This window comes from Vibrio sp. SBT000027, assembly GCF_963894355.1.
GTDB classification, from domain to species: Bacteria; Pseudomonadota; Gammaproteobacteria; order Enterobacterales; family Vibrionaceae; genus Vibrio; species Vibrio splendidus.
Genome location: NZ_CAWQGD010000001.1, coordinates 933,069 through 954,766, shown reverse-complemented (window position 1 = coordinate 954,766; position 21,698 = coordinate 933,069). Strand labels below are relative to the sequence as shown.

General features: G+C 42.7%; 23 protein-coding genes and 2 tRNA genes. 11 read left to right on the top strand and 14 right to left on the bottom strand.

Annotated elements, in window-relative coordinates:
* Window positions 1–12: 12 nt before the first annotated feature.
* The 7 genes from AACU28_RS04010 to AACU28_RS03980 all read right to left on the bottom strand — a co-directional run bounded on the left by AACU28_RS04010 (window position 13) and on the right by AACU28_RS03980 (window position 5,448).
* Window positions 13–531, bottom strand: a complete 519-nt coding sequence (locus tag AACU28_RS04010) for a GNAT family N-acetyltransferase (RefSeq protein WP_121602407.1) — start codon at window positions 529–531, stop codon at window positions 13–15.
* 70 nt (window positions 532–601) lie between these two features.
* Entirely contained in the window at window positions 602–1,066 is a 465-nt protein-coding gene (locus tag AACU28_RS04005) for an acyltransferase (RefSeq protein ID WP_121602406.1), read from the bottom strand.
* Window positions 1,067–1,191: 125 nt separating this feature from the next.
* Window positions 1,192–1,341, bottom strand: coding sequence for a hypothetical protein (locus AACU28_RS04000; RefSeq protein WP_004731446.1), 150 nt, complete (start codon window positions 1,339–1,341; stop codon window positions 1,192–1,194).
* 94 nt (window positions 1,342–1,435) lie between these two features.
* Window positions 1,436–1,792: a hypothetical protein gene (locus AACU28_RS03995; RefSeq protein ID WP_121602405.1), complete on the bottom strand. Its 357-nt coding sequence runs from the start codon at window positions 1,790–1,792 to the stop codon at window positions 1,436–1,438.
* A gap of 213 nt (window positions 1,793–2,005) precedes the next feature.
* Window positions 2,006–3,253 (bottom strand): RidA family protein, encoded by a 1,248-nt coding sequence (locus AACU28_RS03990; RefSeq protein ID WP_102454549.1) that lies wholly within the window; start codon window positions 3,251–3,253, stop codon window positions 2,006–2,008.
* Window positions 3,254–3,833: 580 nt separating this feature from the next.
* A complete protein-coding gene (locus tag AACU28_RS03985) occupies window positions 3,834–4,310 on the bottom strand; it encodes a hypothetical protein (protein ID WP_017082065.1) in 477 nt (158 codons plus the stop codon).
* A 253-nt stretch (window positions 4,311–4,563) separates the two neighbouring features.
* The gene (locus AACU28_RS03980; RefSeq protein WP_009845512.1) at window positions 4,564–5,448 is read right to left on the bottom strand and encodes an AraC family transcriptional regulator; all 885 of its coding nucleotides are present in this window, start codon (window positions 5,446–5,448) and stop codon (window positions 4,564–4,566) included.
* Between the two features lie 193 nt (window positions 5,449–5,641).
* On the opposite strand from AACU28_RS03980, the gene AACU28_RS03975 reads away from it, so the two are divergent.
* The 6 genes from AACU28_RS03975 (at window position 5,642) to AACU28_RS03950 (ending at window position 11,575) form a co-directional block, all read left to right on the top strand.
* Window positions 5,642–6,790: an iron-containing alcohol dehydrogenase gene (locus AACU28_RS03975; protein ID WP_121602404.1), complete on the top strand. Its 1,149-nt coding sequence runs from the start codon at window positions 5,642–5,644 to the stop codon at window positions 6,788–6,790.
* Between the two features lie 225 nt (window positions 6,791–7,015).
* On the top strand, window positions 7,016–7,762 hold the full coding sequence (locus AACU28_RS03970) for an amino acid ABC transporter ATP-binding protein (RefSeq protein ID WP_017082064.1): 747 nt from the start codon (window positions 7,016–7,018) through the stop codon (window positions 7,760–7,762).
* Window positions 7,762–8,559 (top strand): amino acid ABC transporter permease, encoded by a 798-nt coding sequence (locus AACU28_RS03965; RefSeq protein ID WP_009845515.1) that lies wholly within the window; start codon window positions 7,762–7,764, stop codon window positions 8,557–8,559. The genes AACU28_RS03970 and AACU28_RS03965 overlap by 1 nt, the downstream gene beginning before the upstream one ends.
* 12 nt (window positions 8,560–8,571) lie before the next feature.
* Entirely contained in the window at window positions 8,572–9,381 is an 810-nt protein-coding gene (locus tag AACU28_RS03960) for a transporter substrate-binding domain-containing protein (protein ID WP_012600468.1), read from the top strand.
* A gap of 134 nt (window positions 9,382–9,515) precedes the next feature.
* Window positions 9,516–10,442 carry an amino acid ABC transporter permease gene (locus tag AACU28_RS03955; RefSeq protein WP_121602403.1) on the top strand — a complete coding sequence of 309 codons (927 nt, stop codon included), beginning with the start codon at window positions 9,516–9,518 and terminating at the stop codon, window positions 10,440–10,442.
* A gap of 188 nt (window positions 10,443–10,630) precedes the next feature.
* Window positions 10,631–11,575, top strand: a complete 945-nt coding sequence (locus AACU28_RS03950) for an ADP-ribosylglycohydrolase family protein (protein WP_121602402.1) — start codon at window positions 10,631–10,633, stop codon at window positions 11,573–11,575.
* 217 nt (window positions 11,576–11,792) lie between these two features.
* Here AACU28_RS03950 and AACU28_RS03945 read toward each other — a convergent pair whose 3' ends face one another.
* Window positions 11,793–13,799: a TonB-dependent siderophore receptor gene (locus AACU28_RS03945; RefSeq protein WP_121602401.1), complete on the bottom strand. Its 2,007-nt coding sequence runs from the start codon at window positions 13,797–13,799 to the stop codon at window positions 11,793–11,795.
* Window positions 13,800–13,819: 20 nt separating this feature from the next.
* On the opposite strand from AACU28_RS03945, the gene AACU28_RS03940 reads away from it, so the two are divergent.
* Window positions 13,820–15,043, top strand: coding sequence for an AraC family transcriptional regulator (locus tag AACU28_RS03940; protein ID WP_121602400.1), 1,224 nt, complete (start codon window positions 13,820–13,822; stop codon window positions 15,041–15,043).
* Between the two features lie 46 nt (window positions 15,044–15,089).
* Here AACU28_RS03940 and AACU28_RS03935 read toward each other — a convergent pair whose 3' ends face one another.
* Window positions 15,090–15,974 carry a LysR family transcriptional regulator gene (locus tag AACU28_RS03935; RefSeq protein ID WP_017082058.1) on the bottom strand — a complete coding sequence of 295 codons (885 nt, stop codon included), beginning with the start codon at window positions 15,972–15,974 and terminating at the stop codon, window positions 15,090–15,092.
* 102 nt (window positions 15,975–16,076) lie between these two features.
* On the opposite strand from AACU28_RS03935, the gene AACU28_RS03930 reads away from it, so the two are divergent.
* Window positions 16,077–16,685 (top strand): LysE family translocator, encoded by a 609-nt coding sequence (locus AACU28_RS03930; protein ID WP_121602399.1) that lies wholly within the window; start codon window positions 16,077–16,079, stop codon window positions 16,683–16,685.
* Between the two features lie 57 nt (window positions 16,686–16,742).
* Here the strand turns inward: AACU28_RS03930 and AACU28_RS03925 are convergent, their stop codons facing one another.
* The 5 genes from AACU28_RS03925 to AACU28_RS03905 all read right to left on the bottom strand — a co-directional run bounded on the left by AACU28_RS03925 (window position 16,743) and on the right by AACU28_RS03905 (window position 20,285).
* Window positions 16,743–17,300, bottom strand: a complete 558-nt coding sequence (locus AACU28_RS03925) for a hypothetical protein (protein WP_121602398.1) — start codon at window positions 17,298–17,300, stop codon at window positions 16,743–16,745.
* Between the two features lie 215 nt (window positions 17,301–17,515).
* Window positions 17,516–17,947, bottom strand: a complete 432-nt coding sequence (locus AACU28_RS03920) for a GNAT family N-acetyltransferase (protein ID WP_121602397.1) — start codon at window positions 17,945–17,947, stop codon at window positions 17,516–17,518.
* Between the two features lie 93 nt (window positions 17,948–18,040).
* The gene (locus AACU28_RS03915) at window positions 18,041–18,535 is read right to left on the bottom strand and encodes a GNAT family N-acetyltransferase (RefSeq protein WP_121602396.1); all 495 of its coding nucleotides are present in this window, start codon (window positions 18,533–18,535) and stop codon (window positions 18,041–18,043) included.
* Between the two features lie 72 nt (window positions 18,536–18,607).
* Window positions 18,608–18,946, bottom strand: coding sequence for a zinc ribbon domain-containing protein YjdM (locus AACU28_RS03910; protein WP_004731484.1), 339 nt, complete (start codon window positions 18,944–18,946; stop codon window positions 18,608–18,610).
* 175 nt (window positions 18,947–19,121) lie between these two features.
* Complete coding sequence (locus tag AACU28_RS03905) at window positions 19,122–20,285, bottom strand: threonine/serine exporter family protein (RefSeq protein WP_017058966.1); 1,164 nt, start codon at window positions 20,283–20,285, stop codon at window positions 19,122–19,124.
* Window positions 20,286–20,810: 525 nt separating this feature from the next.
* Between AACU28_RS03905 and AACU28_RS03900 the strand changes: the two genes are divergently transcribed.
* From AACU28_RS03900 to AACU28_RS03890, 3 genes are all read left to right on the top strand, one after another.
* Window positions 20,811–20,885, top strand: a tRNA-Gly gene (locus tag AACU28_RS03900).
* A gap of 38 nt (window positions 20,886–20,923) precedes the next feature.
* A tRNA-Gly gene (locus AACU28_RS03895) sits at window positions 20,924–20,998 on the top strand.
* Window positions 20,999–21,322: 324 nt separating this feature from the next.
* Window positions 21,323–21,580: a hypothetical protein gene (locus AACU28_RS03890; RefSeq protein WP_121602395.1), complete on the top strand. Its 258-nt coding sequence runs from the start codon at window positions 21,323–21,325 to the stop codon at window positions 21,578–21,580.
* Window positions 21,581–21,698 lie beyond the last annotated feature (118 nt).

The window sequence follows — 21,698 nt, the reverse complement described above, 5'->3', positions numbered from 1 at the left end:
GAAAGTATTCAGTTACACAGATAACGCTTTGCGATAATAATGAGCATCTTGAGCCTTCCCTTTGAACACGGCGTAACTTTCAACGCGTTCAACTAAATCAAATCCTGTATTGGATAAGATTTTGTTTGAACCAACATTACCCACTAACGCATAGGCATCAACATATTTAAGGGATGAGTGCTCGGCCAAGTAGATAAGTAACTTCCTCACCGCGTTAGACGCAATACCCTTAGAACCAAATGCGTGACCTACTCGATAACCTAGTTCTCCACTTCCAGCGTTCTGGTCAATATCACGAACATTGATTCGCCCACAAATAGTGCCATTAGCGTCTTTGATCAACATAGGAATCATCTCGCCATTGTCATACTCTGTTAGAAAGCTTGTCACTTGCTCGACGACGCCCGTATTAGAATAGAAACAGCCTTCCCGAGCTGGGACAAATTGCTCAAACCACTCTCTATTTTCGACTTCAAACTCCAATAAAGCACTGGCATCGCTTGGATGAAGTACGTGTAAAAATACATCCATAATAAATACCCTGTCGCTTATCTAAAAAGCCGCACCTAATGATTCATACAGCTCAGCTTGTCTTATGAATCTAAGGTAAGTCTCTTAACTTCTTAGCAGGGTTGCCTGCATAAATACCTTTCTCAGTGATGTCTTTTGTCACCACACTGCCCGCGCCGATTACCACCCCTTCGCAAACACTGACAGGCAACACTGTCGCATTAGAACCAATAGTAACGTTATCAGCGATAACAGTTCGCCCCCAACTGTCTGGGTTTGGATCTGGTTTTCCCTCTTTGAACAAGTCATTGGCAAACATTACTCCATGCCCGACAAAGCAGTCACTTCCGATAGTCACATACTCGCAAATAAAGGTGTGAGATTGAATCTTACTTCTCTCGCCTATCACGGTGTTCTTTTGAATCTCAACAAAAGGACCAATGAATACATCATCTTTTAGCTCACAGCCATAAACGTTGCTTGGCTCGATGATAGTGACATTCTCGCCACAGGTAATGTCAGTAATCTGTACCTTTAACACTCTTGGACTGGCCATACTTCACTTCCTCTCGACGTTAGCGTCACAACTCTACATAAGCGATTGTGCCGTAACCATTTAAGCACAAGCAAGTTGGAGTAGAGAGAGTTGGCAGTGGATCAAACATTCCACGAGTCTGTTTACTAAAACAACCCAACCAGCAAAACTGACAATAACACTCCACTGATAAAACTTGGGGCATGAAATGGGCGAGCTTTAGATTTTACGTACTCTTTCTGAAGATCTTCTTGATAAGTTTTAACAGCGAGTTCTTTTACGTAGTTATTTTGCATAATAAGCTCCTTCTTAATCAGTAAGAGAAGCTTAAGACTTGAAGTTAGGTTGAGGTAAAGCAAAAATTCAGATTAATTGAACACTTTAGTTTTGTTACTCGAGGATTACCCTGAACACATCGTTATTCACACCGCCAACATCCACTAACTCTCCCGGCTCCATATGAAGCGAAGTGTTGAGCTGTCTAGTCGATTGACGCGTTTTATCTTCTCGAATCACTAACATATCGACAAAGTAGCCTGAGTTTTGCTTTGATATTGCGCCCGAGAAAGTAACACTCTCCTTTCTATTGGCTAGCACCGAACTAAATGTTTTATCCTCTAAAACACCTGCAGAGATGGATGTATCACCATAAAATAGCGTGATGGTTGTTGGGTTGGGTACCAACTCTTGATTGGACGAACACCCTATTAGGGTAAGGCATAGCAGTAAAATGGCTCGAAATTGCATAAGCTGGTTTTCTTTATTACGTTAAGCGTCTGTTTTTCATATTAAAACACTTCAACCTTATAAATACCATATTTACGGGATAAGCTTAGGTGTATCGCTTCGATGGACTTGAGTAATGAGGTGAACGGATCAGATCTCGGCCTGTTGAGTTTGCTCCCTATTTGGAAGCTAAACCGAGATCTGATCGATATTATCGAGAAGGGTTCAATTGATTTATGCAACCACGTCTTGTGGTGGCGTGCCTTCGCAGTTAGAAACGACGGCATCAATTTGAATGAGAGCATTCATAGGAATTTCTGAAACTCCTACTACCGTTCTTGCCGGTAAATCAGCATTAAAGAATGTGGTGTAAACCTCGTTCACCGCCTCAATATCTGAAACATCTTTAAGCTGAATATTGATCTTCACGGTATCGTCCATGCTATGGTCAACACTTTCAATTATCGCCTTAATATTTTTTAAACATTGTTCCGCTTGTTCTTTTACCCCACCAGAAACAATTTCATTTGTTTTCGGGTCTAAAGGTAATTGGCCTGAAATATGATTATAGTGAGAGAAAGCAACGGTGTGCGAATAAGGCATAAATGGTGCAGCAACAGTATTATTAGCTTCAATAACCAACAAACGAGTGTCTTCAGGCAATTGCGGCGGTGTACCGTCGCCATGTGAAACGGATGTATCAATTTGAATTAAAGCGCCCATTGGTAGTTCAGCGGCATTAACAACCGTTCGCGCTGGTACATAACTTGGGAAGAACTTAGCGCAAACTTCATTTACCTTTTCAGCATCTTCAACATTTTTAAGGTAGATAGTGGTTTTAACCACATCATTCATGACATGACCGATACTCTCTAGAATCGTCTTAATGTTTACTAAACATTGTGTCGTTTGCTCTGTGATACCACCTGAAACCAACTCACCTGTATTTACATCGATAGGCAATTGAGCCGAAAGGTTGTTGTAGTGAGAAAAAGCCGCTGTCTGCGTCGATACAACACTCTGAGGTGCATTATCTGTATTTCTTGATACCTTAACTAGTGCGCAAGGTGCTTGTGGTTTAGTGCCTTCGCCGTTAGAAATCAGAGCATCCATTTGCACTAGCGCGTCGTTGTTTGGCAGCGCAGCTACACCCACAACGGTACGTGTAGGCAGGCTGTTGTTAAAGAAGCTTTTGTAAACTTCATCGATAGCATCAATATCAGAAATATTCTTAACGAAAACATTAATCTTCACCACATCATCCATAACATGGTCGATGCTCTCAACAATGGCTTTAATATTATTTAAGCATTGTTCTGCTTGGTCTTTAATATTACCGATTACGACTTCACCTGTTTTAGGGTCAACAGGTAATTGAGCTGAAAAGTTATTATAATGAGAAAAAGCGACCGTTTGTGTAGATACAGAATTAATTGGTGCGTTTTCAGTATTTCTTGAAATTTTAATGATATCGCTACTCATCGGAGTGATCCTTTTAATAATATAGGAATACGTATTTATATTTAACAATCGTATTGGAAAGAATGATTAAAGTAGCGCCATGTTAAGTGAATTATTTTAGGGTGAACGTGATATCCATCAGACTCTCAGTTGACTATAAATCAGCAAGTTACAGAATAATTAGTCATCAAACGACTAATTATCCGTCATACTAGGCTTTATCAACTGCTAAATTCTCTTTAATTTCAAGTCTATTCAATAATCCTGAATACTCTCTCTGAGAATACGGTGAGTAATTACCGAATTTTAGATAATATTTGATAGGTTGTTCACACTAAAACTTCGTTATTAGCTGAATTAGTTAATTTTTCCCTATACCCGTGCATAAACTTTTAGGCTATTTAATTAATTATTTTAGCGGACTCATCACACATAAAACCGGTTAATAATATATTCGACAATCCAATACCAACAAACTGACAATACCTATAATTAGATACATTTACTCATATATTTAAACAAGTGTGAGGTTGAATGGTGTCTACGTGATGAAGATGGCATCAAAAAGAACGATCGACGCCATAGACATTTGTTGGTTGTACTACTCAACACCAAATGGTTTAGTCGAAGACTGCATATAATTCATTGAATCGATGAACCGCTGTGCCTTTTCTAAGCTTCTCGTATAAAAACGCTTAGTAACACGTTTCTCATCATTTTTTAACTGGATGATAAACCAGTCCCTTTTGCTATAGAGTTCTAAAGCAGATATCGAATTGAAATAATACCTTGAATTTATGTCTGATAACTTTACGTTTGCAGATAAGACCACCAAATTTGAAGCGTCACTATAATTGCCAACTGCCACAACTTTAGAATTATAACCTTCAGATAAACCTAAATAAGAATTGGTAACAACAAGGCCTTCAGGTCTAAACTTTGTTGGCTGCTCCATCACAACCTGCTCAATCACATTCGCAGCAACCTTTTTGTTTACCACATCTAAAGGTGAATAAGGCACCTGCTTAGCAGCACACCCTGTTAACAATAAAACTATAAATATAAAGCATTTTTTCATTTACAAACGACCTATTTTTGTAGCAATTTTCTCGTGGTTTTTATATCGCAGTACAGCTAAAAGCATTAGAAAGAAAGTTTCTATATTGGAGTGAAGGTTTCTATCTAGTTTCTCAAGACCATTTGATAGTATTCTGTTCGGTCTATAAATAACAGTGATTTAGATTGTATTTCTCTTAGTAAACAAGAAAGAGCAGAAAGAATCGACACAACATTAATGCCGCACGTTTCGGGACATAAATATTGAGTAAGGGCTAAACAGCTCTTGGAGTAGTATTGAAGTGGCGCTTAAATTCGCGGCTGAATTGGGATGGGCTCGAGTAGCCGACTCGGCGAGCAGCATCGCTGATGCGAAGGCCTTCTAGCTGAATCAGTTCTTTGGCTTTGTTGAGTCTTACCTTCTTCAAATATTGAAGAGGTGATTCAAAGGTGACATTACGGAATGCATTGTGGAAGGCAGACACGCTCATGTTGGCTTCGTCGGCAAGCGATTGAACAGTGATGGTTTGGTCGTACTCTTCATGCACTTTAGACAGTGCTTTAGCGACACGTGCGTAGTGACCGTCGTGATGAGCTAAATCAAACAGCACACGCCCTTCTGAACCTGTTAGTGCGCGGTAGACAATCTCGCTGACCATGGCATCGCCCAATATATTGGCTTCAATGTCACAATGTAGAGTTTTGACCAATCGAGTAAAGCTCTCCAGCATTTGCTCTTCCATTGGCGTCGATTCTAAGCCGCTCGAATTCTGCTTGTGCTTGTTGCAATAGCTCTCAAGAAAACCTTGGTCTTCCAGCTTTTTGACTAAGCTGTGCAAGCGCTGAGAATCGATGCTTATCGACAAACCAAGCAATGGTTCGCCATTTACAGGCAAGGCTTCACACTCCAATGGCATTGGCACGCCTACCACAAGATAATCACCAGCAGCGTAAGTAACGGGTCTGTCGCCAATATAGATGTTCTTTTTGCCCTGCCCGAGCATGATAATACCCGACTGGTAAGTGAATGGCTGACGCTGATTCCCACCACTGCTTCTATACAACCACACACCGCCAATTTCAGTTTCTCTGATCCCTTCGAGATCATCCCAACCTTTGTGTTCTACATAAGACTGTAACAACTGCGCGAGTGTTTTCATAAGTGGCGACTTTCCATTCCAAGTGCTAAGAGTAAATAAGCTAAAGCAGAGAAAGAATATCAACTTTGTAGAAATAGGCAATTTATTTGGAGGATCAGCTCTTCATCACCCTAGATTACTGTACTAATATGCAAATATAGAAATTGAGCAATCAAATAAAATAACAAATTGAGCTTTACACAAGGAATCTCTAATGCAATTCACTTATGTTAACCCTACAGTTATCCACTTCGGCCAAGGCCAAATCAACGCTATCAGCCAAGCGGTTGATACTTCGAAGAAAGTACTAGTCATCTACGGTGGCGGTTCAATCAAAAGCAACGGTGTTTACGACCAAGTTGTCGCTTCTCTAAAGGATCACGCTTGGATTGAGTTCGCTGGTGTTGAAGCTAACCCAACGAAAGAGACGCTAGATAAAGCCGTCGCTCTTGTTAAAGAAGAAAACGTAGAGTTCATTATCGCTGTTGGCGGTGGTTCAGTAATCGACGGTTCTAAATACGTTGCTGCGGCAGCTAAATACGACGGCGACGGTTGGGATATCCTAGCGGGCAAACACCAAGTTACTGAAGCAACTCCTATTGGTGCGGTACTGACACTTCCTGCGACAGGTTCTGAATCTAACATGGGTGCGGTAATCACTCGTAAAGAAACTCAAGAGAAACTGGCATTCATGAACCCTGCGGTACAGCCTAAGTTTGCGGTTATGGACCCAGACGTAATGAAGTCTCTGCCAGAGCGCCAACTGATCAACGGTCTAGTTGATGCGTGGGTTCACGTATGTGAGCAATACATCACAATGCCAACAGACGCGATGGTTCAAGACGGTTACGCAGAAACACTGCTTAAGAACCTATTTGTACTGGGTAAGCAATACGACGAGCGTGACAACGACGCATGGCGTGCAAACCTAATGTGGACTGCAAACCAAGCGCTTAACGGCCTGATTGGTACTGGCGTTCCTCAAGATTGGGCAACACATATGATTGGCCATGAGTTCACAGCACTATGGCACGTAGACCACGCGCGTTCTCTTGCGATTGTTCAACCTTCACTACTTCGTAATCAAATCGAAGCGAAGCGTGGCAAGCTAGAGCAAATGGGTCGTAACGTATTTGGCCTAGAAGCGGGTGCTGATTTAGCCGAGCGTACAATCGCGGCAATCGAAGCCTTCTACCACAGCCTAGACGTTCCAACCATGTTCGACGGTTACGAAGCAACTAAAGCGGCAGCAATCGACAACGTTGTTGCTCAACTTGAATCACACGGTTACCTGCAACTTGGCGAAAACCAAGCAATCACGCCAGAGAAAACGCGTGAGATTTTAGAGTCTGCGATTCACTAAGAATTGCTAAAGTGGAGAGAAAGCAAAGACAATAGTCACACAAAGATGATTTTTTACATCTGACTGAACCCGTTACTTATTTCTTTCGTATAAACAAAGCAGCGTTCATTTTGGGCGCTGCTTTTTAATTTGCCCTACAAGATGCTATTAAATTCTCATAAGTCCTTAATTTTATGTGCATTCAGATTTCTATATTGGTAAGGTAAACCTGTCTCTTTACTAGGTATGAACAACGATTTGAACAATCTCAAGGAAATGGTTAAGTTTAAGTCACTTAACAAGTGGTATGGTGATTTTCATGCCCTAAAGGATATCGATTTAAATATTGAACAAGGAGAGATAGTGGTGATTTGCGGACCATCAGGTTCGGGTAAATCAACCTTAATCCGTTGTATCAATCAGCTAGAACCTTTCGAAAGCGGCGAGCTTTGCGTGTTAGAACAAGTGCTTCCGAGTAAATTCAACACACCTGGCCAAGTCGGAATGGTGTTTCAGCATTTTCATTTATTCCCCCATCTTACCGTGCTCGAAAACCTAACTCTGTCGCCGATTCGTACGCTTAAAAAAAGCAAACGAGAAGCCGAGAAGCTTGCAATGCACTATCTCGAGCGCGTACACATCGCTGAACAAGCCAACAAATACCCAGTGCAACTTTCTGGCGGTCAACAACAACGTGTAGCTATCGCCCGTTCGCTGTGCATGAAGCCTGAATTACTGCTTTTTGATGAACCGACTTCAGCGCTTGATCCGGAGATGATCAACGAAGTGCTCGACGTGATGGTTGAACTGGCGAGCGAAGGTATCACCATGGTGTGCGTGACCCACGAAATGGGCTTTGCGAAACAAGTGGCCGACCGCGTTATCTTCATGGATGAAGGACAAATTGTGGAATCGAATACGCCACAAGCGCTCTTTGAAAACCCTCAACATGAACGTACTCAAGCGTTCCTAAATCAGATCCTGACTTATTAATGTTGATTCGAATTATTAAACCCGCCCTATCTGCTTTGGTACAGATTGTTGTACTGGTGGCTGCTGTTGTTTGGATTCTCGACTCTGGTGCACAAACCATGGGATACAGCTGGCAATGGGAGCGTGTGCCGGACTATATTGCTTTCTATGAAGATGGTGAATGGTGGCCTGCAGAATTAGTTGAAGGGCTACTGGTTACCATCAATATCTCTTTGATTTCTTTGGTTGCCACACTGATCATTGGTTTAACGACAGCACTATTGAGAAACTCAAATTCGGTGGTTGGACGCACCTTAGCCACCAGCTATGTTGAGTTGATTCGTAACACGCCGTTATTAGTACAAATTTATTTGCTCTATTTTGTATTTGGCCCCGTATTAGGGCTCGATCGCTTTAGTACTGCCGTTTTAGCCTTAGCACTTTTCCAAGGCGCTTACACCGCCGAGATATTTCGTGCCGGTTTAAATGGTATTGCGAGAGGACAATTTGAAGCAGCTCAATCCTTGGGCTTATCAAAGACCTATACTTACTGGGATGTGATTCTTCCTCAGGTGGTGCAACGTACCTTGCCACCTTTGACCAATGAAGTGATCTCTCTTATTAAAAACTCTTCAATTGTAAGTGTCATGGCTATTTTTGACCTGACGACTGAAGCCAGAAACATCGTTTCTGAAACCGCGATGCCATTCGAGATTTGGTTCTCTGTGGCGATCATTTATCTTGCTCTTACACTTTCACTTTCTGCCGTTGCTGCTTGGCTTGAGCATAAGCTCGGGGCTAACTGGCGAACACAATAAGGATTTATCAGCATGAAGCTATTTAAAACCGCGATTACAGCCCTACTTGCGCTTGCCGTAAGTTTGCCTGCACTTGCTTCTGAAACGCCTAACCTCGATAAAATCAACGAACGTGGCTCACTGCGCGTTGGTATGTCGACATTTGTTCCTTGGGCGATGCGTAACAAACAAGGCGATCTCGTTGGCTTTGAAATCGACGTGGCGAAACGCCTTGCCGAAGATTCTGGTTGGAAAGTCGAATTTGTACCTACGGCATGGGACGGTATTATCCCTTCTCTATTATCGAAAAAATTTGATGTAATCATCGGCGGTATGTCTATCACTGAAGCTCGTGCTAAAAGCGTATTGTTCACTGAACCTTACTCGCACTCTGGCGTTCAACTGGCGGCTAACAAAGAGCTAGCGGAAGGTTTTACTCAGATCTCTGATTTTGATTCTCGCCGCGTAAAAATTGCAGCACGTCGTGGAGCATTCACGGTTCAAGTCGCTCGTGAAACCTTCCCTAAAGCGAAAGTTCTACAGTTCGATGACGATGCTCAAGCATTCCAAGAAGTATTGAACGGCAACGCACACGCGGTTATCGCGTCTAGCCCGAAACCAGAACACGAAACGATCAAAAACGCAGACACGCTATTTATTCCATTTGAAGAGCGTCTATCAAAAGGTAACGAAGCATTTGCAGTTCGCCTAGGTGAAACTGACAAGGCAGAATTCTTCAACGAATGGATCAAAGCACGTACTGAAGATGGTTGGTTGAAAGAGCGTTACGAGTACTGGTTCTCTACTCTAGATTGGCAAGACCAGATTGCTCAAGGTCAGTAATCTGAACTTTTGCTAGTGAATCGAGGCAGTGCGTTGTCTGCACTGCCTTCTCGTCGGCAACTTGATTCGCTTTATTGATGATCTAAAACTCAACAAAACAGCCTACTAATTATTATTGTTTAAACAGGAATGACGTGAGTAGTACTAGCGCATTAACAACACCTAAGCCCAACGTTTATATGAAGCCTTGGTATCAACGCCTTAACCTTTTGGATGGCGTGTTACTCGCTGTCATTTGTGTGTTTGCAGGCTGGCTTTATTATCGTTCCGCTGTTGGTATTAACTACCAGTGGCGTTGGGAAGATGCGTTTACCCTGATTTTCATTCCGCCTTCTCAAGGCAATATTCCTTACTTTTTCCAAGGCTTGATCGCTACACTGCGCTTGAGTGTCTGGAGCATGGTGTTAGCTCTTTCTTTTGGGACATTGTTAGGTGTGGCAAGACACTCAAAGATCGCTTTCTTCAAAACACCGGCACTGATTTTCATTCAGTTGGTTCGTAATATTCCGCCGCTGGTGTTTGTCTTTATCTTTTACTTCTTTGTTTCTAACCAGCTGATCCCATTGCTTGGTTTAGAAAGCATTTTACGTGAACACAACGGCGAGATTAATGCTGTTAAAGATTTCCTGTTCGGCCCAGCTAACCTTTGGGAAAACTTGGCGTCTGGTGTTATCTGTATTGGCTTGCTCTCTTCTGCTTATATTGCTGAAGTAATTAGAGCTGGCTTAGAAGGTATTCCTAAAGGCCAATGGGAAGCGGCCGATTCACTCGGTCTGTCTGCATTGTCTAAGTATCGATTTGTGGTCGGCCCGCAAGTATTAACGGCCATTACACCGCCATTGGCTGGCCAAGCAATATCTTTGGTTAAAGACACGTCGATTGTGTCTCTGATTTCGATCCAAGAGATGACGTTTGTTGGAACTGAAATGGCAAACTCCTCAGGTTTGATCTTCGAGATCTGGCTGATTGTAGGCTTCGTATATTTTGCTTTATGCTTTGCGCTTTCGCGTCTGTTCAAAGTGATTGAGCAACGCTCTAGTGCTTACCTTAACCATCAGTGACGTCATTAATAGTACCGACTCGCCCGACCATTCATTGCCCTTATCAATCTCACCTGATTGGTTTAAGTTGTTGACCAATCGGGATTTATCCCTTCATATTTCTTCTTAGAAACACAGCAAAAAACTCGTCTAATCACTATACTTAACGTATCGAACTACGTTGATTCTTCTCAAGGACATCACTCAACATGGACAATCATAAAGAAAGAGCTTTTTACGCCGTTGTCGGCGCCTTGGTTGGAGACGCCGCTTCCATGGGGTTGCACTGGCTGTATGACCAAGAGAGGATCTTACACGTGGCTGGTTTCGAGCCAGAATTTCGCTCACCGAATCAGTTCGATTATCAAGACAAGGGCTACTTTGCGCACCAAGGAAAAACCGCTGGCAACCAATCGCAATACGGTGCTCAGTTATTGGCTATGGTCGATAGTTTAGTCGACAACCAAAAATACGATGAAGCGAGCTACATTCAACATTTCCGCAACTGGTTTGATTTTGGCGGCAGTTGGCAAGGCTACATTGATAAAGCGACGCGCATGAGCTTGCTGAATATCCATCAATTAGAACTAGAGGACGCCCCGATTACTGCCAGTGGTGCAGATGACACGCAGCTCCCCGCAGTTTCAAAGATCATTCCATTAGTAGCCTGTACTTACACGTCTCACACTTTGCCAGCCATGGTAGAGAGTGCGGTACGAGTTACTAACAATAACGACAAAGCCGTGGAATGGGCGCAAGCCATCACCCTTTTGATTCAAGCAGCAATTCAAGGCAACTCACCATTGCAGTCAGTAGAAATGGTGCGACAAACTTGCAGCAGATTTATACATGATCAAATCGATGAAGCATTGGCTGAACCTGAGCTTTCAATAACAGATGCCGCGAAGAAGTTTGGATTGCATTGTGAACTGAGTGCTGCGTTTCCACTGCTGATTCGCATCATTGCGGGTGCTCAAAATTATAAGCAAGGCATTCGCGACAACATCTTATGTGGTGGTGACAGCTGCGGGCGTGCGATTGTGATTGGCGCGGTATTAGCGGCGTGTTTCTACGAAGAAGATGGCGGAATTCCAACCGAATGGCTAAAACAAGTCGAACTCAATGGTGGTGTGCTGTCTTTGCCTATTGAGTGATTCAAACAATAATAAATAAAACTAAAGCGCCTCTCGACTTCTTGCTCAAGAGCTCGAAAGACGCTTTTCTTTTCACTAGCCACCTAAAGTAATCAATTAAAAGAATGCTTTAAACGACTGACTTAAAGGAATAGCTTCAGTTTTGGGCGCTAAACTTTGCGGATCCCTACGACCGCCAGTTTATTGCGCTAACCAAACCTAAACGCTAAAGCCTTCTCTAGAACTGATAAGCAGCAGAAAGCTTGTAGTTACGGCCTGGTTCATAGTCATCCAAGGTAAAGCCTCTTGCCGTACCTGAACGAGAAGCGTGTGAGGTGTATTGCTCATCAAACACGTTATCGATACCAAAGGTGACAGACAATCCATCCACATTTGATGGCACCCACTGAGCATACAGGTTATGAACGTCATAGCCTTCTTTGATCGGCTGACCATCGAATACGTTGTCTTCGTCTTTAACAAACATCGAATTCCAACCAAAGATAGTCTCAAGCGCTTCAGACTGATAATCGAGTGTCAGCGTAATGCTGTCACCCATATCAATACTTCGACCATTGCCACCTGCGACTGCACCGCCTGTATCTTTATTTTTAGTCTCTGAAAGCGCATAGGACAGCTTACTGTTAAACATCTCGTAGCCATAAGATAGGCTAGCCTCGAAGCCCTTTATCTCAACGTCACCTAGGTTATAAATCAAATAACTCTTACTTGCACGTTGATACTTTTCGGCAATATAGTCATCAATATTAGTTTGGAATACTGTCAGGTTGGCACCAATAAAGTGATTATCCAAGCGTTTATCGAAACGGACACCACCTTGCGTGTTCTGCCCTGTCTCAGCCTTCAGATCGTTAGCCAAATAAGCGACATCTTGGTAAGCAATAAAGCTCTCCATCAACTCAGGGCCTTTGAACAACGAACGTGTACTCGCGAACAGCGTCCAATCTTGAGTAACATCCCATTGAGTGGCCAACGACCAAGTTACATCGTCAAAATCTTCGCTACCGACTTCTGCTTTACGTTGGTAATCATCAAAACGAAGCCCTGCCGTGACCGAGAATGCTTGAGTAAAGTAGAACTGATCTTCAACAAAAAGTGCGGTAGAGATTGCTGACTCGTTCATAAACTTGCTGCTGCCGTAATAGCTGCTCGATGACTTGTCCATGTAGTCAAAGCCATAAGTCGCGATGTTATCAAACGACATCAGGCGATAATCGGATTGGAACTTTGCGTTGAGACCAAAGTTTTGGTTTTTAGCCGTGTTTTTGGATAAGCGATTAGAAGGCCAACGTGGTGCCATAACACTTTCATCTCGCTGAATCTCAGTTTCCGTGTTGTATAGAGTCACGTTACCTTGATGACTTTCACCACGCAGCTCATAGCTGGCCGTGATGGTGTCACGGTTGTAATCGGTGGGAATGAGGATGTTTTTAGACAAACCCACGTTCGTACCACCCGACATATCAGGGCGTGGACTGTAATCACCGTTATCACGGTACATATCATAAGAGAGTTCAAAACGGTGTAAGTCACTTGGCTCAAAACCAATCTTACCTAGAATATTGTATACATCCCCTTCTGAGCCAAAGGTTTCAGTACCATCACCATCTTCAAAGTTGTCACGGCTCATGTAATGACTGTAAAGCATGGCATCGACGTTATCTGACAACAAACCATACACAGTAAGTGAACCTTGCTGGCTTGCATTCGTGGTATACCCGCCATAAACACGAGCGCCAAAAGTCTCGTCGTAGCGAAGTAGATCTTTGGCATCTTTGGTTTCAAACAGCACTGAACCGCCTAACCCATTTTGCGTCACCGAGTTGTTACCTACTTGGATATCAGCTGATTTCAATATGTCAGGGTTAAGAGTCAAATTACCAATATGATGGAACATGTTGGCGTGCTGAGAAGCGCCATCTAATCGAATGTCTAAGTCAGTTTCGCTTAGGCCGCGAATCGTAATTCGCTGGTTGATCGAGTGCGTTCCCCCAACATCAACACCGGGGATTTCGCGCAGCAAATCTGACATATGGTCAGCTTGCTTCAGTGACATGTCATCTGCAATGATCGATTCAGTGTTGCTTGAGACTTTCGTTCCCCAAACCACAACTTCATCGAAGTGCGATGTACTTTCTTCGGCCATAACAGAGCTACTAAACGTGCTGGCAATTGCGATATAGAGGGCTGAAAGCTTAATTGTTGATCTGACTGGGCTTTCCATAGATTCAATCCTAGATGTAAATGATAATAATTATCAATCATGATAGAGTTGTAACCTATAAATGCACAGATGATTTGCTTATGCAAAAACGCACAGATGTTATGAGGAACGGTCAAATGGGTGAAGTAACATCAAAGCAGACTAAACTTGCCGAAACGGCTGTGGCAAAAGCAAATGTAATAGCCAAAAAGTCGACATTAACTAAGAAAATAGCCCTGACCAAAAAACTAGAACAGACGGAAAAGCAGATCATCGTGACGCAAGGCCAAACTAAGCAAACGTCACTTGCTGAGGGGAAATTCCTTTCTTACCAATACAATGACCAGATTTTTGTACATGGCGGTCGTTGTGTTGAATTGGTCGACAGCAATATCGTATCGACCGCCCACTCCGCCATCCTGATTACGATTCTTCTTGAGGGAAAGCTCACCTTTGGTTACGACGATCTCGAGTTCGATCTCGATGCCAACTCTGGCCCACAAGGTGTGGTGGTTAACCTTGCCAAGCCTGCCAACTTTAGGCGCTCTTTAATCCAAGATAATAAAATAAATAAGATCAACATCTTGGTTAAGCCGCAATGGGTCGAGACTCGTTTAAGTGACCACTGTTCTAGCAAATCATTCCTCGATTCACATAAGGCGTTTTACAACGTAAAGATTAACGCTGACATCATTCAACTCACGAACGCACTTACCAGCCAAGCCACACCAACCAACTTCCAAGACAAGTTAGTAGTCGAAACGCTCACCCAACAATTGCTCGCTCAAACCCTGTCGCAGATGCCGATTCAATGTTGTCAGCTATGTACTTCCGATGATGACCTCACAAATACAGAGAGCACAGATCCAGTCATCGCCTCACACAATACAAACTCGAGTGTAAACCTTGATATGGCCAGTACATCAAAGAGTTTCGATGCCAAGATTGAAGACATCATCAGCTACATTGAAATCAATCTGGATCAACAACTCAGCCTTGAAAGTATCGCAAGTAAGTTCTCGATGAGCATTTCCAATCTTCAGCGTCGATTTAAGCAATCTTACAACCTGACTATTAACGGCTATATCCGCTACCGACGTCTGGATATCGCGCGCCAACACTTAGAGCGTGGCTTGGTTTCAATAACCGAAGCGGCCTATGAAGCGGGTTATCAGCACCCTTCTAACTTCACCAGCGCCTTTAAGAAAACCTTTGGTGTTCCGCCCCATGAACTTGCCAAAAACTTTGTATCCAAAACGAACTAGAGTCTGACATAAGACAAGCCAACTTCTAGGTCGGAGGCTATCGTTCCTATAAGGTTGGAACACACTGCGATAACTCATTTTTCAGCCAAACCACAAACGGACTTTCTGGCTCATCGCAGTTGTCATCTTTTGTGAGCAATATGTACTGATGACCGGAAGGTACAAAGCCAAACGGTGCGATTAAGTTGCCTCTGTTCAAATCATCAACCACTAATGGATAAGAACCAAGAGCTGCTCCTAGCCCATCAACGGCCGCTTGAAAGCAAAAATAGAAGTGTGCAAATGTCTGGCTTGAAATAGCTTGCGACACCATTCGGCTATCAAATTCACTATCTTTGGTGATGGATGCCCAGTGGCTCCAAGCGTTTAGTCGCGTGCTGCTGTGCAATAATTTGACATCGGCTAGCTTGTCTTTGACCTGTTGCCAATAATCAGGTGAGAACACAGGGCCAACCCATTCTTCGACTAACGGAATCTGTTTGTAGTGCTCGGTTACGTTGAAGTCGTCTCGGCGAATGGCCATATCTAATCCAGTTGCGCCTAATGTCACAGGCCCACCTGCGGTAGACAAGCGAACATCAATTCCGGATTCGTTATAGAAATCACCGAGCCGAGGCATTAACCAACGCATGGTCAATGTGGGTTCGCATGAAACTTCCAACGCTTGATGATTGAGCTGATTAAGCTTATGGACTCCAGTTTCCAAGGCTTGGAACGCTTGTTCTGTGTAACCTTTGAGTAATTCCCCTTCTTTGGTGAGACACACATTCCTACCCTGTTTGTAGAACAAAACTTGGGATAAGTGATTTTCCAATACCTTGATCTGCTTACTCACTGCGCCATGTGTGATATTGAGTTTATCCGCCGCATCACTGTAACTGCTCGAATGCGCTGCTACGTGGAAAATATGAAATGCTTTCAAATGTCTCATGTGTGATTTTTTCTCACAGATAGGTGGAATTCATTTCGATTATAGGCAGCAATAAAAAACCATACAATGCTGGCTCATCAAATATAAAGAGTTGGAGTCATTATGGAGTGGTTAAGCCTAGCAGTATTGGGATTATTGATTGTTATTAGTCCAGGCGCTGATTTCGTTTTAGTTTTGAAAAACAGTGTCAATCAAGGAAGACAAGCCGGGATTTGGACTGCAATAGGTGTGAGTTTAGCCATTTGTGTTCACATCAGTTATTCAATGCTTGGGATCAGTTACTTAATCTCACAGAATGAACAGCTGTTTGACATGATCAGATACGCAGGTGCAGCCTACCTTATTTATCTAGGACTAAAAGGTATCTTGAGTGCGGACAACAAGCTTGCACCTATGGAAGGTGCAAAGCAAAGCACCAGTGTTTGGCGCTATTTAGCCCAAGGTTTTTTATGTAACGTGCTCAACCCAAAAACCATGGTGTTCTTCTTGAGCATCTTCAGCCAAGTCATCTCACCTGATGCAGAGAACCAACATGTCGCACTCGGCTATGGGCTTTACATGATCGTTCTTCACGGCTTGTGGTTTGGCGTTGTCGCTATGCTGTTTACTTCGAGTACATTGCAAAAGCATCTATTGAGAGCAAAGAAAAGGCTTAATCAAGCGTGTGGGGTTGGATTGGTATCTTTTGGCTTAGCGCTAGCATTAAAATAACCCGATGGGTCACAGTATCTATGGCAGCAATAAAAGCTGCCATAGTGATGAACTTATTTAGCCTTCAAAGCCACCCACTTCCCATTTATTACTCACTTCGTTCGTTAGTAGATTCTGGAAATGCACAACATCTTGCGATTGCCAAATACCAACGTTTAAAGCAAAAGACCGATCTTCATCTTGAGTCGCTTGAATGAAGTTTGAAGACATCGTTATTGTGTTCGCCTTGATGGTATGTTCAGTTTCTAGGTCAAGACTGAGATACGACCTGCCATCGTTAGCAACAAGGCCACGACGCATATTGCATCGAAACTGAGTTAATACATAGTCGCCCGGTTTGATACCATCAAACAGTGCGTACTTCGTGTCTTCATACACAAATACACGTAAGGTTTGTGGTTCAGAGTCAACTAATTTACCATCAACTTTTTCTTGTATGTCAAACGAAAATGTTTCGCATGGGTAACTTGAGTCGTACTTAGAAATGTTGGTCGCAATAGCTAACGCCCCGTTACCTTGAGGTTCTGACAATGTGTCCGTAGCCGAATTAGGAATACTTTTGCACCCTGAGATACTCGCAGCCGCAGATAACGCAACAATCAGAAACTTTTTCATATAAAGCCTTAATTCTTATCAATATAATTATTCGGCGACCCTATCATTAAAAAACCGGACCGAAAACACAGATTCATAAAATATTGATATGGTTGGCATTATTTTATAATTCAACTGACAATTCTCTTATTTACATGACCTCTGTTGGCAGATTATGGCAACTATCTGATAGAGATACAGGCTAAAAGGAATGAGTTCATCTCTATTATTACTAACTATTTGCGACACATATAGACAAACTGATCGTTTTGCGAGGTGATTTCGAAGCCAAACCTCAAGTACAACTCCCCAACTCGATTACCTTGCAGGTAACAAAGTTCGACGGGTTTATTGAGGCTGTCAGCCTTAGTTAAGCAATCTTTCAATACTTGGCTGCCAATGCCCTTTCCATGATACTCAGGTAGTAAGAAGAATCGGCAAAAATAGAAGTGCTCGCCTTTGTCTTGCAACAACACACTACCAATCGCTTTACCTTGATATTCAATGATTTCAGGGCGCTCTTCTGCCCACTCTTCGGCGTGTATATCTCGTTGAATTTGTTCATCCCAGCCAAATACGGCCTTGATTGGTTCAAACTCAGCGGCCTTCTTAAGCTCGAACAGAAATTCATAATCTGATGACTGAGCAGATCTTGTTGAATAATTCAAAATACCTCCAACAATAATTGGCTATGGCTTCATTTTCGTTTAAACCGGGACATAGTAACCCCGATAAAACCCAAAAATGCCACGCTTAAATGTTCATTTTGGTTCTAGTTGGTAACGTAAGACTTCGTGTTTATCTTGCTCTGAATAAAAGGTACTCAGAAATTGTCCACCGCACTTCTCAATGACCTTTTGCGAAGCTATATTGCCCCTCTCACACGTAATAATAGCGCTTTCGGACAATACGTGCCGTTGAACCCAAGACAACATATGACTTGCGATACCCCGCCCTCTCGCTTGTGGCAAAGTCTCGTAGCCGATATGTCCTATGACATCGTGAATGTACGGACTGGTGCCATGACGAACTCTTATCACTCCAAGAATACGCCCAGACTCGAAACAAAAATAAGTAGAAGCAGGCGTCCACCCTTCTGGCAAGCCCTCACCTTTTGAATAAGCAATTCGTTTTTCCAAATAGGCATCACTGCCATCAGAAATGCCCGTGTAAATATCTAACCCATCTTCAACACAGGCGTTCACATAGTGATGAAAGGCAGTTGAATGCGAAAGAGCAGCTTTAACCATGTCCATATAATGTTGATTCTCCAACGGCTTCTACGCTATTTAATTCAGGAGAAACTCGCAATTTTGACCTATTATCGACTATTGCTTCTTAACGTACTTCGCGGTAACGAGCATTTCACCGCCACCATCCAGCTTGCAATCTAGCTGATGATCTTTGCCTTCATTAATTCGTCTAATTACCGCTTTAGTACCAATTTTCAATACGCTAGAACTTCCTTTAATTTTTAGATCTTTAATGAAGGTAACTTTATCGCCACTTTCCAATACAACGCCATTCACGTCCTTAACACGCGCGGCTTCTCTTTCTAAACGCTCTTCTTCTGGGTTCCATTCGTAGGCACACTCAGGGCAGATTAGATTGTTTTGGTCTGGGTAGACATATTCAGATTGGCATTGCGGACAAGGAGGTAGAGACATACGTTAATACTTCATTAAAATAGAATTTGTTCCATTTTAATGGCTCTTGTTAGGCTTAGCGAGCATAAATCTAACAAGTTTTACGAAGAGTTAATTGTCTTAAAAAAGATCCGTACCTAAAACGAACAAACACAACCGCTAAGCTGTGTTTGTTTAAAAATTTGAGAAGCGGAATTTAACGTTCGACTTTTGGTGAGTAAATCGAGTAAGCGGTGATTTGCCCTGCCACGATTGCAGAGAACATGAATAACGCCGACAAACCAATACTAGGAATAGGCAGAATCGACTGTTCAAACACCGACTGGCTGGCACTTACTAATACTCGGCTACCCGGAACCAAGATGATGATCCCTTGCACGATATAAATAGAGCCCGTGAGCTCCATCTTCTTGGCAATCCAAGTCCCGTACAAAGTAATAAGAACCGTCGTAACCCAAGTACCGACAACCCAACCACTATCAAAACCTAGATAGAACGGGCCCCACATACCGAGAACCGCTACTGGTAAACCAAGTAAGATGTCTTTAGGTCGCGCATTGAACATCACACCGATAGAAACAGAGATCAGCACCAAGCCAGATATGTGCATCCACATTGGTACCGCATTGGTATAGTCGATGGAAACCGCTTGTCCCCATATCGCTTCACCGATGTTGAGACCCATGATAATCCCAACAAACAGCTTGATCAGCGTTAACGCACTCTGTCCTAGTAAACTAGTACCAGAGACGAGATCATTAAACGCCAAACATTCTAATGCGTTGGCTATGGATAACCCGGGGACAAACAAGACAATCGAGGCGATACACAACGCCCACACCGGAATCGGCAACCCTGTGCTTGCCAAAAACGCCACGAAAATACCCGTTAACAGTGCCGAGATGAATTCAACCGCGATAGCACGACGTGAATGAAGGACTTGCTGACAGACCCAAACCATCAAACCCAATAACGCAGAAAAACCCACCGCTTCCAACGTACTGCCCACCAGCATCAAATACGCAGGCGGAATCCCCATATTGGCTAGTGCAGTCACAAATTTAGAGTAACCGACAGGCTCTGGTACAGGCTCACTGCTCGGTTGGTTAATACGAATGATCGTATTGGCCAACAAACTCAGGTTAATTGAAGCAGGCTTTAGACGCTTTAGAATCACAGCGTTGTTATCGTCTGGAAACTGATAATTAATCGCGGTTGGCGTTGCTTGGATCATCACATCCACACCATGCTTTTTAGCATAATATTGTGTATATTTTTCAAGCTTATACGGAGCGCAACCACTGCGGTGAAGAGTATCACCAATTTCAACAATTTTGTTAATTCGGAACTGAGAAGGCATGGGTATTTTAGCGGAGACAAAATGTGCGGCAAATGTACCAAACGACAGACGGAATGACGAGGCTTTTGCGTGAATTATCAACTGAACTCGTTACTTTTTTCTGCAAAGGCTTAGAAGTCTCTATAACTCTACTCATTTGGGATTAGTTTACTGAATGTTTTGACCGGTTGATAAGTTAAATTTATGCATTCAGATTGTTATTAACGGATGCTAAAACACGAATAAAAATCAGTTTATGTTAACACTCCAAATTCCTTAATTTTCATGAAATTTATGACAACCAAGCACTACTAAAGCATTTTTATAAATTGACGCGGGTTTATCGCCAAAAGCAGCATGACATTTACTAATATTTCTCGCCCTCCTTTTAACGAGATTTTAGTCACGTTTTATTCACTCTGAAAACGCCGAACATGATTGAAAAACTAGCGGTGTGGTGGTTATGCGAGCACTTAGAATAAAAATGAAAGAAAAAGGTTTCGTTTTCAGTTAGATGTGGCATTATCAATCTCGTTAAGACGATGTGCGTACATCGTATAATGGCTATTACCTCAGCCTTCCAAGCTGATGATGCGGGTTCGATTCCCGCTGTACGCTCCAGTCTTCTTGATGCCTCAGTCTTACTCTTAAGACAGTGTGCGTGCATCGTATAATGGCTATTACCTCAGCCTTCCAAGCTGATGATGCGGGTTCGATTCCCGCTGCACGCTCCAACTTCTCCTTAAGCTCCATGACATGCTTTCTTCCAGCGATATCCTATTCAAAAACTTTCTCCGTTCGATAAATCCATAGTCATTAAATCTATACTGATTAAACTAATTTGGTTTAAGCTTAGATTGACGAATCAACGCTAAGTGACCAACCAAAGCTATTAACTCCTTAAATCGCTTCGTATTTCTGACACCTATCCAAATCACACATTGCAGTTCAGCTTTTAATGATTTTCAAAATTGTTCCAATTTAATAATCTTGGTCAATATCCGAAAAAACAGTTGTGTTAATGTGCGCGCATTAGCAACAACCCATAAATAATAAAAATGTTTAAAAGCAATGAGTTAACAATTAATATCGATGCAATTAATATCGCACTGTCAAAAGTAGAAAATGCGAACAAAATTCAGCTAGATACATTGAAAGGTTATGTGAACAGCGAGCCTGAACAGGCTGTACTGGCTTTTCGATCGCTGAATGAAGCAGAGTCAATCGATGACAAGTTTAAAAAGATCATGGCAGAGCTACCGCACCTGAGCGGCGAAGCACACCACCTGCTTGAAACTTCTATCTTGCTACAGTGATTCTAACTACAGATAAGCCTCAGCCAATACAAGTTAGTTCATGTATTCCTGAACAGGTTGAGACTTATCTTTAACTGGTCACAATGTTTAACCAATGACTTAGCTGCCACACAAAGCT

Bases quoted from the DNA above. Each gene is read 5' to 3' on its own strand.
- AACU28_RS03980 (WP_009845512.1), bottom strand. From the start codon at position 5,448: ATGAAAACACTCGCGCAGTTGTTACAGTCTTATGTAGAACACAAAGGT.
- AACU28_RS04000 (WP_004731446.1), bottom strand. From the start codon at position 1,341: ATGCAAAATAACTACGTAAAAGAACTCGCTGTTAAAACTTATCAAGAA.
- AACU28_RS03910 (WP_004731484.1), bottom strand. From the start codon at position 18,946: ATGTCTCTACCTCCTTGTCCGCAATGCCAATCTGAATATGTCTACCCA.
- AACU28_RS03950 (WP_121602402.1), top strand. From the start codon at position 10,631: ATGGACAATCATAAAGAAAGAGCTTTTTACGCCGTTGTCGGCGCCTTG.
- AACU28_RS04010 (WP_121602407.1), bottom strand. From the start codon at position 531: ATGGATGTATTTTTACACGTACTTCATCCAAGCGATGCCAGTGCTTTA.
- AACU28_RS03925 (WP_121602398.1), bottom strand. From the start codon at position 17,300: ATGAAAAAGTTTCTGATTGTTGCGTTATCTGCGGCTGCGAGTATCTCA.
- AACU28_RS04005 (WP_121602406.1), bottom strand. From the start codon at position 1,066: ATGGCCAGTCCAAGAGTGTTAAAGGTACAGATTACTGACATTACCTGT.
- AACU28_RS03965 (WP_009845515.1), top strand. From the start codon at position 7,762: ATGTTGATTCGAATTATTAAACCCGCCCTATCTGCTTTGGTACAGATT.
- AACU28_RS03975 (WP_121602404.1), top strand. From the start codon at position 5,642: ATGCAATTCACTTATGTTAACCCTACAGTTATCCACTTCGGCCAAGGC.
- AACU28_RS03960 (WP_012600468.1), top strand. From the start codon at position 8,572: ATGAAGCTATTTAAAACCGCGATTACAGCCCTACTTGCGCTTGCCGTA.
- AACU28_RS03930 (WP_121602399.1), top strand. From the start codon at position 16,077: ATGGAGTGGTTAAGCCTAGCAGTATTGGGATTATTGATTGTTATTAGT.
- AACU28_RS03915 (WP_121602396.1), bottom strand. From the start codon at position 18,535: ATGGACATGGTTAAAGCTGCTCTTTCGCATTCAACTGCCTTTCATCAC.
- AACU28_RS03890 (WP_121602395.1), top strand. From the start codon at position 21,323: ATGTTTAAAAGCAATGAGTTAACAATTAATATCGATGCAATTAATATC.
- AACU28_RS03935 (WP_017082058.1), bottom strand. From the start codon at position 15,974: ATGAGACATTTGAAAGCATTTCATATTTTCCACGTAGCAGCGCATTCG.
- AACU28_RS03985 (WP_017082065.1), bottom strand. From the start codon at position 4,310: ATGAAAAAATGCTTTATATTTATAGTTTTATTGTTAACAGGGTGTGCT.
- AACU28_RS03995 (WP_121602405.1), bottom strand. From the start codon at position 1,792: ATGCAATTTCGAGCCATTTTACTGCTATGCCTTACCCTAATAGGGTGT.
- AACU28_RS03945 (WP_121602401.1), bottom strand. From the start codon at position 13,799: ATGGAAAGCCCAGTCAGATCAACAATTAAGCTTTCAGCCCTCTATATC.
- AACU28_RS03970 (WP_017082064.1), top strand. From the start codon at position 7,016: ATGAACAACGATTTGAACAATCTCAAGGAAATGGTTAAGTTTAAGTCA.
- AACU28_RS03905 (WP_017058966.1), bottom strand. From the start codon at position 20,285: ATGCCTTCTCAGTTCCGAATTAACAAAATTGTTGAAATTGGTGATACT.
- AACU28_RS03990 (WP_102454549.1), bottom strand. From the start codon at position 3,253: ATGAGTAGCGATATCATTAAAATTTCAAGAAATACTGAAAACGCACCA.
- AACU28_RS03940 (WP_121602400.1), top strand. From the start codon at position 13,820: ATGATAATAATTATCAATCATGATAGAGTTGTAACCTATAAATGCACA.